At 39.3% G+C, this 15,095-nt stretch carries 13 protein-coding genes; 2 read left to right on the forward strand and 11 right to left on the reverse strand.

From position 1 onward, the window contains the following. Nucleotides 1-70 precede the first annotated feature (70 nt). Together dapA and AC07YT_RS08520 are read left to right on the forward strand one after the other, a co-directional pair. Nucleotides 71-958, forward strand: coding sequence for a 4-hydroxy-tetrahydrodipicolinate synthase (dapA, locus tag AC07YT_RS08515; RefSeq protein ID WP_086545012.1), 888 nt, complete (start codon nucleotides 71-73; stop codon nucleotides 956-958). A 220-nt stretch (nucleotides 959-1,178) separates the two neighbouring features. After that, nucleotides 1,179-1,469 (forward strand): hypothetical protein, encoded by a 291-nt coding sequence (locus AC07YT_RS08520; protein WP_086545011.1) that lies wholly within the window; start codon nucleotides 1,179-1,181, stop codon nucleotides 1,467-1,469. Nucleotides 1,470-1,591: 122 nt separating this feature from the next. Here the strand turns inward: AC07YT_RS08520 and AC07YT_RS08525 are convergent, their stop codons facing one another. The 11 genes from AC07YT_RS08525 to murD all read right to left on the reverse strand — a co-directional run bounded on the left by AC07YT_RS08525 (nucleotide 1,592) and on the right by murD (nucleotide 14,984). Continuing rightward, nucleotides 1,592-2,074, reverse strand: a complete 483-nt coding sequence (locus AC07YT_RS08525) for a GNAT family N-acetyltransferase (RefSeq protein WP_086545010.1) — start codon at nucleotides 2,072-2,074, stop codon at nucleotides 1,592-1,594. 185 nt (nucleotides 2,075-2,259) lie between these two features. After that, nucleotides 2,260-3,243 carry a helix-turn-helix domain-containing protein gene (locus tag AC07YT_RS08530; protein WP_086545009.1) on the reverse strand — a complete coding sequence of 328 codons (984 nt, stop codon included), beginning with the start codon at nucleotides 3,241-3,243 and terminating at the stop codon, nucleotides 2,260-2,262. Between the two features lie 309 nt (nucleotides 3,244-3,552). Beyond that, nucleotides 3,553-3,729, reverse strand: a complete 177-nt coding sequence (locus AC07YT_RS08535) for a BF3379 family histone-like protein (protein ID WP_029278061.1) — start codon at nucleotides 3,727-3,729, stop codon at nucleotides 3,553-3,555. A 262-nt stretch (nucleotides 3,730-3,991) separates the two neighbouring features. Then, nucleotides 3,992-5,233 carry an aminotransferase class I/II-fold pyridoxal phosphate-dependent enzyme gene (locus AC07YT_RS08540; RefSeq protein WP_086545008.1) on the reverse strand — a complete coding sequence of 414 codons (1,242 nt, stop codon included), beginning with the start codon at nucleotides 5,231-5,233 and terminating at the stop codon, nucleotides 3,992-3,994. Between the two features lie 166 nt (nucleotides 5,234-5,399). Continuing rightward, nucleotides 5,400-7,031 carry a cell division protein FtsZ gene (gene ftsZ / locus AC07YT_RS08545; RefSeq protein WP_086549237.1) on the reverse strand — a complete coding sequence of 544 codons (1,632 nt, stop codon included), beginning with the start codon at nucleotides 7,029-7,031 and terminating at the stop codon, nucleotides 5,400-5,402. Between the two features lie 130 nt (nucleotides 7,032-7,161). Then, nucleotides 7,162-8,520, reverse strand: coding sequence for a cell division protein FtsA (ftsA, locus tag AC07YT_RS08550; protein ID WP_086545007.1), 1,359 nt, complete (start codon nucleotides 8,518-8,520; stop codon nucleotides 7,162-7,164). Between the two features lie 5 nt (nucleotides 8,521-8,525). Beyond that, complete coding sequence (locus AC07YT_RS08555; protein ID WP_086545006.1) at nucleotides 8,526-9,776, reverse strand: cell division protein FtsQ; 1,251 nt, start codon at nucleotides 9,774-9,776, stop codon at nucleotides 8,526-8,528. Continuing rightward, nucleotides 9,769-11,124 carry a UDP-N-acetylmuramate--L-alanine ligase gene (gene murC / locus AC07YT_RS08560; RefSeq protein ID WP_086545005.1) on the reverse strand — a complete coding sequence of 452 codons (1,356 nt, stop codon included), beginning with the start codon at nucleotides 11,122-11,124 and terminating at the stop codon, nucleotides 9,769-9,771. The genes AC07YT_RS08555 and murC overlap by 8 nt, the downstream gene beginning before the upstream one ends. An 80-nt stretch (nucleotides 11,125-11,204) precedes the next feature. Continuing rightward, entirely contained in the window at nucleotides 11,205-12,308 is a 1,104-nt protein-coding gene (gene murG / locus AC07YT_RS08565) for an undecaprenyldiphospho-muramoylpentapeptide beta-N-acetylglucosaminyltransferase (RefSeq protein WP_086545004.1), read from the reverse strand. Between the two features lie 84 nt (nucleotides 12,309-12,392). Beyond that, nucleotides 12,393-13,580, reverse strand: coding sequence for an FtsW/RodA/SpoVE family cell cycle protein (locus AC07YT_RS08570; protein ID WP_478358660.1), 1,188 nt, complete (start codon nucleotides 13,578-13,580; stop codon nucleotides 12,393-12,395). Between the two features lie 15 nt (nucleotides 13,581-13,595). Continuing rightward, nucleotides 13,596-14,984, reverse strand: a complete 1,389-nt coding sequence (murD, locus tag AC07YT_RS08575) for a UDP-N-acetylmuramoyl-L-alanine--D-glutamate ligase (protein ID WP_086545003.1) — start codon at nucleotides 14,982-14,984, stop codon at nucleotides 13,596-13,598. Nucleotides 14,985-15,095: the final 111 nt, after the last annotated feature.

A 15,095-nucleotide genomic window follows, 5' to 3' on the forward strand; every position in this document is an offset into this window, starting at 1 on the left:
TTTATAACCTAAAGATAAAAGCCTGGTGCCCTTTGTGGCTCCGTGGTAAAAACAAAAAGTAAATTATATAATGAACAAATTTCAGGGTACTGGTGTGGCATTGGTTACACCTTTCAACACAGATGGATCAGTTGATTATAACGGCTTAAAAAACCTGATTAATCATTTGGTAGACGGAGGGATAGATTACCTCGTTTCTTTAGGTACAACCGGCGAAACCGCTACAATGACCAAGGACGAGAAGAAGAAGGTGTGGGCCTATACTGCTGAAATTAATAACAACAGATTACCGTTAGTTGCCGGCATAGGTGGCAATAACACATTAGCCGTGGCTGAAGATATTAAATCTTTGGATGCTGCTGGTTATAGCGCAATTTTATCGGTTAGTCCTTATTACAATAAACCTACTCAGGAAGGAATTTATCAGCATTATAAATATTTAGCTGAAATTTCTCCTTTAGATTTGATTTTATATAATGTACCAGGTCGTACAGGAAGCAACATGAGTCCGGAAACGACCTGCAGACTGGCGCATGATTTTAAAAACATTATTGCTACCAAAGAAGCTTCAGGTAGTTTTGATCAGTTTAACCAGATAATGAGAGATAAACCAGCAGATTTTCTTTTAATCTCTGGTGATGACCCGGTTACTTTGCCCATGATCGCGTTAGGTGCTGCAGGGATTATTTCAGTAATCGGAAACGCTTTACCTAAACAGTTCTCTGATATGGTAAAACTATGTTTAGCTGGCGATTATAAAGCTGCTTTGCCTGCTCATTTAGGCTTAATAGAATTCACCCGTTTGGCTTTTGCTGAGGGGAATCCGGCAGGAATAAAAGCGGCATTAAAACATCTAGGTGTTTGTGGCGATACGGTAAGATTACCATTGGTTAAAGCTTCTGCATCATTAGAAAAATCAATTATAGCAGAAATAGAAAAACTGAGTGAAGTAGCTTAAACTGCTCCATAATCATATTTTAGAACAGATTGTTTGATTTTGCTGAAAAGTAAATGAAGACAATCTGTTTTTTTGTGTGTAAATAAAAAATTACGCAAATTAATATTCTGACAATCAACACCTTAAAACAAACGCTAAAAACTGCAATCCTACAAGCGTTTTAAGCATATTAAGGGCATCATTATTGAATTGGCTTCGATACACACAAATTAAACACACAATGAAAAAATTAGTATTAATCGCCCTGGTGGCGGTAATGGCTATGGGCTGCAAGAGCAGATCCTACCAGGAATCGTCGATTACGATCGGTATGCCGGAAAATGAATTTAAACGTGCTAACCGCTCTGCAGAACTGATGCTGGCCAATGATGATGGAACGAGTATTTATCGCATTATCACCACATCGTTTATTCCCAAACCGGAACCATTTACATTCTTTTATTTTTATCAGGGAAAACTTACGCGTTTTGTAAAATCAGACCGATTAGACGATTATAAATTTATCCGTTAAGTAGAAAAGGAGATTTTTATAAGATTTGTCATCCTGAGCCTGTTGAAATATGTTCGACAAGCTCAACATGAAAGCATTTGAAGAGAGATTGCATTTATAATACAATCTCTCTTATAAAAATATTAAGCAATTAATTTATTCCGGCGTTCCATCAGCAGGTTATCCTGCCATACGCCTTTGGCTTTGCCTATTTTTTCCCTGTATCCTACTACCCTAAAGCCCGCTTTTTCGTGGATTTTCAATATGGCTGAATTTTGTAGAAAAATTCCTGCCTGAAGCATCCAAATGCCTTTATTTTCACTTTCTTTAACCAAGGCATCCAATAATAAGGAGCCTATCCCCTGGCCTTTGGAGCCATGTTTAACATACACTTCTATCTCGCCTACCCTACCAATATCGTAATTTGCAGATACCGGCAAAAGCGCGCTCCAGCCTATAATTTCTTTACCTTTGCAGGCCACAAACCTGCAAGCTTTAAGGTGTGATGAATCCCAGTCTTTCCAGGAAATATCAGGGGTTCTAAAACTCGCCGTACCTGTATCGATTCCTTCCTGATAAATAGCACTAACCTCACTCCAGTCTGCAGCACGCATTATTCTTATCATAGTTTTAATCAATTGTGGCTAAAAAGCCAGTGAAAGCTATATCGTTAACGTTTATTGAACGAAATTAGCTATTCAGGCCACTTCTGGCGAAGATAACCGGACCAAGTTTGTCCTATATTATAAATCAGTACAACTAGCCGGCAAAAAGCAGCTTAAAGCGACGTTTCTGTAACAAAAACGTTAAGCTAACGTTTTTCTTTCCCGATGTTCTTTGAATACTCAACAGGGCTCATTCCCACTACTTTTTTAAAAGCGTTATAGAAAGCACTCCTGGAAGAAAAACCTGCACTGTAAGCCAATGCCTCCAGCGTGAAATTTTGCATAATCTCCGGATTGCGGATGCTATCCTTGATCCAGGTTACCCGATACTGGTTAATATAATCAATAAAGCTTTTATTGAAATAGCTGTTTAATACAACAGAAAGTTGATGACTGCTTATCCCTATTTTCTGAGCGAGAGAATGGAGCCTGATATCTTTTTGCCTGAACAATTGATGTTTGTTCACGTAGAGTTCCAATTTTCGCCCACATTCTTCCAGGTCTCTGCTACGCTCTTTAGGTTTTGAAAAATTTTTCTTGATGGATAAAAGTGTAGAGGCCTTAACATTCAGCAAAGAAGCCACCAGTTCCAAAGGCAGACGGTCTAAATAACCCGGATTAGTTTTGGCAAAATACAGATACCTTTCTTTTGCATTCCCCACACGTATAATATGTGCTCTGTGCTGGGCATCTTTGTAATATTTTTCTAAAACAACCCTAAAGATATAATTGAGCTCGAAGTGATGTGCAAAAAGCCGATTGAGTTCATTATTGTGGATGGCCAACAGATCTGTATCTTCAACAGCTACCACATATTCTTCCGAATAACCCGATCCATGAAGACCTGATATAGAACTTACAAAATCATTTTCGACTGAGATATAGGTTGTTATTTTCTGTTTATTATGGGTGGTGCAACCCATTACAGCGCCTTTAACAATGAAATAGATGTACTCGCATACTTCATTCTCATTGAACAGTATCTGGTCTTTTTTAATACTTAGCGTTAAAAGGTGTTGCTCAAATTCTTCTTTCAATTTAGTATCTACAGGATGCACGCTACCCAGCACATTCAACACATACCCTACATCCTTACTTTCTGCTTTATTGTATTGCAAATGTTTTGACACCTTATACCGTTAATAATGTTAGCACTTCATACCAAATGAATGACGCAATTGGTATGCTTTATCTACTTTGACTGAACACAAAGCTTTCCATATACCCTAAAATCAAAATTTTCGTTTAATGTTTGTACCTAAAAGGCTGGCTGGAGCAAATAAATAGAAAGCTAAGGAAAGTTAAGCAATGAAAGATAATTTGTCTTATATATTTTACAGTAAAGATGATATTTAGTGATAAATAGCAATAGGAAAATGTAGTGTACAAAAAAAGCCTCAGAAATATCCTGAGGCTCTTCATTATAATATTTTGGTCGCTTAAGCTTTGTTTTTGGTTTCCTGAACTTCTAAACGAATGGCCTGAGCTAAGTTTTTCAAATCCTGCATACCTTTACGTATACGGGTTCCAGCAGCGCTGTTACCTTTGTTATAAAATTTGTCTGCATCAGCTTCTAAAGCTGCCACTAAACTTTTTACTTCTTCGAATTTTTTCATTTTTAATTACTCCTATGGTTCTTTAAGGTTTTTAGTTTTTAATTATCTACTCTAATTTAAAGGGTTTGATGAAATAAAAAAATTTTTAGAAGAATAAAAAACGGCCTTCTACGCCGTTTTTTTCCACATTCTATGCATTTATAAACATATTACCTGAAAAATAACCAGCTCAAACAGCTGTAATACAGGTTTTTACAAAAAACCACTCCATAAAAAAGCCCTTTAAACGCATTTAAAGGGCTTTGTAAAATTTTCATTGATCTTAAACGGTAGCGAATAGATTCTCTTTATAATATCCGTTTTCTAATTTTTCAGCAACTTCGCTAAAAGCATCTAAAGTACGTTGTACATCTTCCAGCGTGTGAACAGCTGTAGGAATTAAACGCAGTTCAATCATGCCTTTTGGAATTACCGGATAAACTACGATTGAGCAAAAGATGCTGTAGTTCTCGCGTAAGTCGTAAGTAATTGCAGTCGCATCAGAAAGTTCACCTTTTAAGAAAACAGGCGTAACTACTGAATCGGTAACCCCTAAATCGAATCCGCGTTCGCGTAATCCTTTTTGCAAGGTCATTGCAATTTCCCAAAGTTTATCTTTTAATTCAGGCTTGCTTTTTAGCAATTCTAAGCGTTTTAACAAACCGATTACCATTGGCATAGGTAATGCCTTAGCAAAAGTCTGAGAACGCATGTTATACCTTAAGAAGTTGGTAATTTGTTCTGTTGAAGCAACGAAAGCACCAATACCTGCCATTGATTTGGCGAAGGTTCCAAAGTAAACATCAATTCCTTCAATACAGTCTTGTGCTTCGTGTGTACCCGCACCGGTTTTACCCATTGTGCCAAAACCATGTGCATCATCAACCAGGATACGGAAGTTGAAATCTTTTTTAAGGTCAACAATTTCCTTTAATTTACCCTGGGCACCGCTCATTCCGAAAACACCTTCCGTAATTAAAAGAATACCGCCACCAGTTTCTTCAACCAGTTTGGTTGCACGCTCTAATTGCTTACGGGCACTTTCAATATCATTATGTTTGTAAACAAATCGTTTACCCATGTGTAAACGTAATCCATCTACAATACAGGCATGCGATTCTGCATCATATACCACCACATCATTCCGATCAACTAAGGTATCGATGATAGATACCATACCCTGATATCCGTAGTTTAATAAAAATGCATCAGGTTTGCCTACAAATTCTGCAAGTTCTTGCTCCAGCTGTTCGTGATAGTTTGAGTTACCGCTCATCATACGGGCACCCATCGGGTAAGCCATACCAAATTTTGCAGCAGCTTCTTCATCTGCTTTTCTAACTTCCGGGTGATTGGCTAAGCCTAAGTAGTTATTTAAACTCCAAACCAAATGCTCTTTTCCACGAAACTGCATGTGAGGTGCAATTTCTCCCTCTAATTTTGGAAATGAGAAATACCCATGAGACCATTTCTGGTGTTGGCCAAGTGGCCCCATGTGCTTTGCTATCTTATCAAATATATCCAATGTATTATGTGTTTTTTATAATAAAATTTTGCGAATTTAAGCTTTATTCGTCTTAAAATCAACCTAATGATCTTTTAGGTGTTAATTAAGATTTTTTAACACTCCAATTTTATGCCAAAAAAGCCCCGATTTTACATCGGGGCTTTAAAATTATATTTGGTTTGTTTTAATCAACGTTATCGTGCAAGAAAGAATTGTTCGGTCTGATCTCAGTACCACCGTCCTGATCGTTGCTTAAAGTAAACCTGCTCACCTGCGATTCTGAAGAATGCTGAACTTGCTGCAACTGCATTTGTTTGCGTTTGTAAGCAGGTTCGTTTTCCAATTCCTGTAAACCATTGGTGGTACGCAATTTCATACTTAAATCTTTCAAACGTAAGATACGTTCTTTAGATTTTTTTAATTGCTCTTCCATCGATTCATCACTTTTGTCGTCGTCTAAACCTACAACCGGCATTTCGATTTCTGGTTCAGGCTCAGGCATTGGCGGCATTTGGGCAACCGGTGTTTCGAATACAAAATTAGTTTCAGCTAATTTTACTTCAAACTCAAAACCAGTTTCCTGTACTTCTTCTACCTGAGATTCTTCCTCCATCAAAGTATGGCGAACCACGTTATTTTCTGGCTCCTGAACCTTTTGAGGCTCAGATTTATTGAACATACCACCAAAAAGATCTGCCTGCGAAACTTCTTCCTTCGTTTTTAAAACAGGCTCGTAAGATGGCGTTGTTTTAGGCTGAATGAAAGAATTTACTGGTTCAACGGGACGAACCAACGGCGCTTCTTCAGGTGTTAAAAGTGATATTTTCTTTTTATTTTTTTCTTCGTTTACGCGTTCTTCTGATGTTTGGAAACCTGTAGCAATAATGGTTACCGAAAGTTTATCGCTTAAAGATTCGTCGGTACAGTTACCCCAGATTAAATCAGCCGACAAACCGGCTTTCTCCTGAATGTAATCCGTAATGATCGAAACCTCATCCATGGTTACTTCACGTAAACCAGAGCTGATGTTCAATAAAATGTAACGGGCACCTTCGATTTCGTTATCTTTTAATAATGGAGAAGCCAAAGCGCCCTCTACAGCCTGTAATGCACGGTCTTCGCCCTCAGCGGCAAAACTACCCATAATGGCTACGCCACTATCTTTCATTACCGTACGCACATCTTTAAAATCCACGTTGATATAACCTGGCACCGTAATAATCTCTGCAATACCTTTTGCTGCCGTCGTTAAAATATCGTCGGCCTGACCAAATGCAGAACCCAGGGTTAAGTTTCCGAAGATTTCGCGCAGGCGATCGTTAGAGATCACCAGGTAAGAATCTACGTATTTCTTCAACTCTTCCATTCCCTCGTCGGCCTGCAGTCTACGTCTTTTTCCTTCGAAAGAAAATGGTGTAGTAATGATGGCCACAGTTAAAATATCAAGTTCTTTAGCTGCTTTTGCAATGATTGGAGAAGCACCTGTTCCGGTACCACCACCCATTCCTGCTGTAATAAAAAGCATTTTGGTTGTACTACCTAACATTGCCTTAATATCATCTATATTCTCTATAGCTGAGTTTTTACCAACCTCAGGAATAGAACCAGCCCCCATTCCTTCGGTTAAGCTAGCACCTAATTGTACCTTGTTAGGTATAGGGCTAGATTCCAAAGCCTGGGCATCTGTATTACAAATAATAAAATCCACACCAGTAATACCAGACAGGTACATATGGTTCACTGCGTTGCCGCCACCGCCTCCAACACCAATTACCTTGATGATTGAAGACTTATCTTTTAACATTTCGAACTGCATATCTTTATGAATCAGTTGTTTAAAAATTTTTAAATTCTGTTCATTACTCAATGTAATATTAACACTTTTTCAACAGACGTTTTCCACAACTGTTAATAATGTGGAAAACTCATCTTTTGTGGAAAAATAATTAACTTTTTAAGTAATCTTCATCGCTTACATTCATGTCATCCTGAATGAAAGTTCTTGTTTTTGCCAGTAATTTATCAAACAAACCTGGTCCTCGTTTCTCTTTTTCTTTTGCTGTTTTTGGTTTTTCTACAAAAACACCGGGCTGTTTCATTTCTTCAATTAACTCTTCTGCTTTCTGGATTCCTTTGATCAGCAAGCCAACACTGGTTGCATACATCGGGCTTTTCAGGTCATCGTAAATGGCTTTAGGCATATCTTCATATTTAGATAAATGCTCGTTCGGGTAACCAATACGGCAATCTAAACCGGTTACATATTCAACCGCCTGAGACAAGTGTTTTAATAAAGCACCACCTCCGGTAATTACAATACCACCGATCAGTTTTTTCTCGTATCCGGAAGATTTGATTTCGTAATATACGTGTTCAATAATTTCTTCCATACGGGCCTGAATCACGTAAGCCAGGTTTTTAACCGAAATTTCTTTTGGTTCGCGGCCACGTAAACCCGGAACGCAAATAATTTCGTTTTCCTTATTCTCCTCAGCCAATGCCGAACCAAAACGTGTTTTTAACAACTCAGCCTGGTTACGCATAACAGAGCAACCCTCTCTGATATCTTCGGTAACACTATTGCCACCAAAAGGGATCACTGCTGTGTGACGAATAATACCTTCGTGGAAAATGGCAATATCTGTAGTACCACCACCAATATCAACCAATGCAATACCAGCTTCTTTTTCTTCCTCGCTCAACACCGATTCAGAAGAAGCCAATGGCTCAAGAATTAAATCCTGAGTTTGCAAGCCTGCATTGTTTACACATTTGATAATATTTTTTACAGCCGTAACCTGACCTGAAATGATATGGAAGTTAGCTTCAAGGCGAACCCCTGCCATACCAATCGGATCTTTGATTCCCGGCTCGTTATCGATGGTAAATTCCTGTGGTAATACATGGATGATCTCCTCACCCGGTGGCATTACCAGTTTAAACATATCATCAATTAACTTATCGATATCTTTTTTACCGATTTCGTTATTTAATTCTCTTCTTGTTAAAATTCCTCTGTGCTGTAAGCTCTTAATGTGCTGACCAGCAATACCCACATTCACCACCTGTATCTCTACATTAGATTGTCCGCTTGCTACTTCAACTGCTTGAGCAATACCCTGCACGGTTTTTTGAATGTTAGAAACCACTCCACGTGTCACACCCGCCGATTCTGCTTTGCCTATTCCTAAGATTTCTATCTTACCGTGTTGTGTTCTACGACCAACGATAACACAAATTTTTGTAGTACCGATATCCAATCCTACTACAATGGGCGACTGACTGGTAAATTTTGCCTTGTCCATATTCGTTAATTTTGCTGAGTTTTATACTGTTTTTCCAGGGCCCTGATTTCTTTCTCTCTTGCCTCTCTCTGTTTTTTTAAATCTGCCTCAGATTTTGCCGGCTTTGGCTGTGTTGTTACCGTTTGCTTCGGTTTTTCTTTTTTATCCGCAGGTTTTGTTTCCTTTGGTTTAGTGGCCTGCGTAACTGCCGGCTTTTTTACTTCTGTTTTAATGGGTTCCGTTTTTTTAGGCACTACTGTTTTTACTTCAGCTTTTTTGGGCTCTGCCTTTTTCACTTCAGCTTTAGGTGCTTCTACCTTTTTTGGTTCCACTTTTTTAGGTTCGGGCTTTTTGGGCGCTTCCTTCTCTGCTTCATCTGCCTCAGGCCGGTCATCCATCGCAGCAACAATTGTACTCTTGATTAATGAATCGGTCACGTTTCGCTGTATCCTCAAACTATCGGCGGCAGAAATTGTTTTTGCTTTTTTTCCTAATTCTGTCGAATCTCTTTTTTCGCAAACAATCTGGTTGGTATATTTAATATTGATGGTTTTATAAGTATCCCAGCCTACCTGAGGCATTGCTTTTTTATAAAACAATAACAGGTTCTTCATTTTCTTCTCCAGCGAATCGGCATTACCCAAAACAATCCGCTGATTACCGACCCTTGGTATCAGTTCGATGTCGTTTTTCTGATCAACCACAATCTGCTCAATCTGCGAATCCCAAAGGGTATCTTTTTTAATGTACTGAGCAGTTTTATATAAATCTCTTGCCAGTTGGGTATGCAGGGTATCTACACGACTTCCAAAAACTTCTGTAATATGTCCTGTTGCCACAAGTACATTAGCAGTGAAGTTTGAAGAAATAGGCATTTTCAATCCATCATTATCAATGTAAAAGTCCTGCCCGTTTTCGTTCAATATACGAAGGATAGGCTGGCGTTGTTTTACTTCGATGTGCAGTACTCCATCCATATCTACATATACCTTGGCAAAGCCGATGTAAGGATTAGACTGCAGTTTTTTCTCGATCTTATGAATATTGATGTTTTCGAGGTTACGCCCTAAAAGCACACCCTGATCTTCTTTTAAAATGGCATCAATTTCTTCACGCTCAATAAAATTATCAGCGCCTGGAATTAAAATCTTAACATCGGTACATTTAACCGTCTGTTTCTTCACATTGATAAAACTCAAAAGCACCACCACCCCTGCCAGGCTGATCAGCCAGACAAAGCCAGTAAAAATTGCGCTCCAGTTTATCCGTTTAAGCATTGTTTAATATATTTTTAAGGGGCTCGATAATCGTATCGATATCTCCCGCACCCACTGTTAAAATTAATTCAGGTTTTGTGTTCTTAACCTGCTGAACCACAAAATCTTTTCCACATATTTTCTTATCTGCTAAAGTGATTTTATCCAATAAAAACTGTGAATTTATCCCTTCAATGGGCAATTCTCTCGCCGGATAAATCTCCAGTAACATCAGTTCGTCGGCAGTGCTTAAAACTTTTGCAAATTCATCTGCAAAATCCCTTGTCCGTGTGAACAGATGCGGCTGAAAAATTACGGTTAACTTTTTATCAGGGTACAACTGCCTCACGGCATCAAAACAAGCCCTCAGTTCTTCAGGATGATGTGCATAATCATCAATATAAATCTGACTGCCATTATTCACAATATATTCGAAGCGGCGTTTAACACCCTTGAAGTTTGCAACCGCTTGTTTTACTTTTTCAGCATCGATACCTAGCTGTAAGGCAATAGCAATGGCAACCGTTGTATTTTCGACATTGTGCTTACCGGGAAGCATTAAACTGATGTCTTTGACACTTTGGGTGCTATCGGTATAATCAAAAACAAATTTCGATCCTTCTACCCTTAAATTTTCCGCCCTCGCTGTTGCTGTTGAACTTGCGGCATAACTGATGCTTTTTTCCAGCGGTAATCCTTCATGTGCATAAAGTACCCCTTCGGCTTTCAACTGGCCGGCAAACAAACGGAAAGATTCTTCCAGATGGCTTTTATCGCCATAAATATCCAAATGATCGGCATCCATTGAGGTTACTACGGCCACATCCGGGTGCAGGGTTAGAAACGAACGATCATATTCATCAGCTTCTACCACTACCACGTTGTTTTTCCCAAAAAGCACATTACTGTTATAGTTACTGGTTATCCCGCCTAAAAAGGCCGTACAATCGTAGCCGGTATCTTTTAAAATATGTGCAACAATAGAAGATGTCGTAGTTTTGCCATGCGTACCCGCAACCGCAATACAGAACATCCCTTTACTGATAATCCCTAAAACCTCAGAACGCTTTTTAAGCGCGAAACCTTTACTTATAAAATGGTTTAAAATTTTGGAATCTTTTGGAATCGCCGGGGTGTAAACCACGAGGGTATCATCATGATTATCCAAAAATGCACAAGGCAGCGAAGAGGCTTCATCAAGATAAGTAATGAGAATGCCTTCCTGCTCTAAGGTTTCGGTCAGCCTGGTCCTGGTTTTATCGTAACCACAAACTACCTGTCCGCGTTTAGCAAAATAACGGGCAAGCGCACTCATGCCGATACCACCGATACCTACAAAGAAAACCCTATTTATTTTACTTAGTTCCATTTTATTAGATTTGAGATGGGAGATTTGAGGCACTAGACAAATAGTCTGAACTCATATCCTACATCTAGTTTCTCATATCTTTACTTAATCAATTTCAATACTTCGTTCGCAATAATTTCATCTGCTTCTGGCAATGCCATCTTAGCTAAATTTTCGGCAAGCGTTTCGCACTGCTCTTTATTGTTTAACAGGGCTAATGCTTCTTTAACCAGGGTATCTTCTGCAGAGCGGTCGTTAATTAATATTGCTGCTCCGTTTTTAACCAGGGCCATCGCATTTTTAGTTTGATGGTCTTCTGCTACATTTGGCGAAGGCACCAGTATCACCGGTTTTTTAATTAAACAAAGTTCTGCTATGGTTCCGGCACCTGCCCGGCTCACAATCACATCCGCTGCGGCATAAGCCAGATCCATTTTATTTAAAAACTCCAGGATGCGAACATTGGGGTGATAGTCTAAGCCCAATCTTTCTATAATCCCTTTGTAGTAATATTTACCTGTTTGCCAGATCACCTGTACATCTTGTGCAAGAATAGCTGGTAAATGTTTTTCAATTGCTTTGTTCAATGTGCCTGCGCCCAAACTTCCACCGGTAACCATAATGGTCTTTTTCAATGGATCGAGTTTTAACAGTTCGGCGCCCTGAAAATGTTTGCCTTTTATATCCACCACTTCCTGGCGGACAGGATTCCCTGTTTTCAAAATTCTATCCGCCGGAAAAAACTGATCCATGTCATCAAAGGCGACACAGATTTTCGAAGCTTTTTTACCTAACCACTTATTGGTTATTCCGGCATAAGAATTCTGTTCCTGTATGAGGTAAGGAATTCCTTTCAAAGAGGCTGCATACAATAGCGGCCCTGAGGCATAACCACCCACACCTACTACGGCATCGGGTTTAAAATCATTAATAATCTGCATGGCTTTGCGCACGCTACCGATTACCTTAAAGGGGAGCGCCAGATTTTTAATAATCGAGCCACGTTGCATCCCGCTAATATTCAATCCTATAATTTTATATCCGGCTGCAGGAACTTTTTCCATTTCCATTCGACCTATAGCACCCACAAACAAAATTTCACAGGCTGGCACCATGCGTTTTAGCGCATTGGCTATGGCCACGGCGGGAAAAATATGCCCGCCGGTGCCACCACCTGATATGATAATTTTTGGGGAATTATTCATTTTATTTCTTAATTATTAAATGAGTGAATTTTGATTGAGTGAGTACTTAACAGCAATCATTACATTCTATAATACAATCATTAATTACGCTATCGCTGGAATCTCTCCAACAATTATTTTATTATTTATTTTTTCTTCTTTCGGTGTGAGTTTTGCATTTTCTTCTACATCACGGCTTACGCTGAGGATAATCCCAAAAGCCACACTTGTAAAGATCATGGATGTACCACCCATACTAACCAATGGAAGCGGAACCCCTGTTACCGGCCCCAGCCCTACAGCTACCGCCATATTGGCGAAGGCCTGAATGGTGAGACTGAAACTCAGTCCGGCTGCAAGCAGCGCACCAAAGGCCTTGGGCGCTCGGGTTACGATCTTGATACATCGGTATAAAAGCACCAGGTATAGTATCATGATTACAATTCCTCCCACAGTTCCCCATTCTTCAATAATAATGGCGAAAATAAAATCGGAATACGGGTGTGGTAGGAAATTGCGCTGCGTACTATTACCTGGTCCTTTACCAAAAACACCACCAGTAGCTAAGGCAATTTTTGCCTGATCTGCCTGGAAAGTTTTATCTGAATGCTGCATCTCGGGATGTATAAACGTATTGATACGCGACATGTAGGTTTTCCTTCTTGGTCCTAAAAAGAAAACAAACAGCAGCAGTACGAAACCGCCTGCACAAACAATCGCGATCTGTTTAATACTGATCCTACCAATAATTAACAGCAATATGCTTACACCAAACAGCATTAATGCTGTAGACAGGTTAGCCAGTGCGATTAAAACGAATACCACACAAACCGAGCCCATAATTGGTATAAATGACTCTTTAACATTTTTAATATTTTCCTGCTTTTTGGTCAGCATCCGGGCCAAAAAAGTAATCAAGGCCAGCTTGGCTAAATCGGAAGTTTGAAAAGTTAATCCGATTACCGGTATTTTAACCCACCTGGAAGCATCATTTAAGTTGGTTCCGAATATCAGCGTATAAAACAACAGCGGAATGGTTACAATCATCAGCACCTTCGAAATACCTGCATAATAGCGGTAATCGAGCAGGTGGGCGATATAGATCATCCCGATACCCATCAACACAAAAATTAAGTGCTTGGTGAGCAAAAGCTTCTCTACGGCTTCTCCTTTTTTATAGGCTAAGGTACCTGTTGCACTGTACACTGCCATTACAGATATAAGCGAAAGCAGGATGATGATCAACCAGATCCATCTATCGCCTTTTGTTTTATTAAGTAGTGCCTGCAACATATATTGAGCCTCCTATTATAATTCTCTAACTGCCGCTTTAAACTGATTACCGCGGTCTTCGTAATTTTTAAACAAATCAAAACTTGCACAAGCAGGCGATAACAATACCGCATCGCCACGTTTAGCTAAATGAAAAGCAATCTGTGCCGCTTCCTCAGCCGAAAAAGTATTTACAATTACTTCTACATCATCCTCAAAAGCATCGTGGATACGTTTATTATCCTTACCTAAGCAAACAATGGCCTTTACCTTACTTTTAACCAAATCCTTAAGCATGTTATAATCGTTCCCCTTATCAACACCGCCCATAATGAGCACTACATCGCTGGTCATACTCTCTAAAGCATACCAGGTAGAGTTTACATTGGTGGCTTTACTATCGTTGATAAAATCGATCCCTGAAATTTTGGCCACATGCTCTAACCTGTGCTCAATATTTTTGAAATTCCCCATGCTTTCGCGAATGGACTCATTTCTTAATTCTAAAACTTTCGACACAATGCCTGAGGCCATAGAATTGTAAATGTTGTGCTTGCCCTGTAAGGCTAAATCTGAAATAGACATGGTTAGTTGGTTATTTGGTTCTGTAAGGATATGTATAGTAGTTTCTTCTAAATAAGCGCCCGGTTCAACTTTTTTAGTAATTGAAAAGGGAAAAGCTTTCGCTAGGGGTTTAGCCAGTGCGATGGCTTTTAAGCTCTCTTCGTCATCTGCACAATAAATGAAAACATCTTCTGCTGTCTGGTTTTGAACAATGCGCATTTTTGACGCGGCATAATTCTCCAGTTTATAATCGTAACGATCTAAATGATCTGGGGTAATGTTAAGTAAAACAGCGATATCTGCTCTGAACTCGAACATATCATCAAGCATAAAGCTTGAAATTTCCAGCACATAATATTCGTAATCTTCTGTAGCCACCTGTGCGGCAAAGCTCTGACCGATATTACCCGCCAAGCCTACATTTAACCCCGCATTTTTTAAGATGTGATAGGTTAATAAACTCGTCGTTGATTTACCATTGGAACCCGTAATGCAGATGGTTTTAGCATGGGTATATCTTTTGGCAAACTCAATCTCTGAAACCACTGAAATCCCTTTGGCCACCAATTTTTTAATGATTGGTGCGGTAGGTGGAATGCCCGGACTTTTAATGACTTCGCTAGCATTTAAGATCAACTCTTCAGTATGTTTTTCAGACTCGAAGGGAATGGAAAGTTTTTCTAAAGCAGCCTTATATTTATCGGTAATTACACCATAATCGGAAACAAAAACATCGAAACCTTTAGCCTGAGCCAGTTTTGCGGCGCCAACGCCACTTTCGCCGGCCCCAAGAATAACCACACGGCCCTGCCCGGTCATTGCTGACTTCGTATTGCTTGATGTGATATTATTCGTGCTCATTATTTTTTTTATTTTTTAGTATCAAGTGGTGAGTATCTAGTCAAGACATTAATACCATCACACTTAACTTTTTACTTATTTTTTATTTACCACTAGGTCATTTTATTTATT

Source organism: Pedobacter sp. GW460-11-11-14-TSB4, assembly GCF_059423705.1.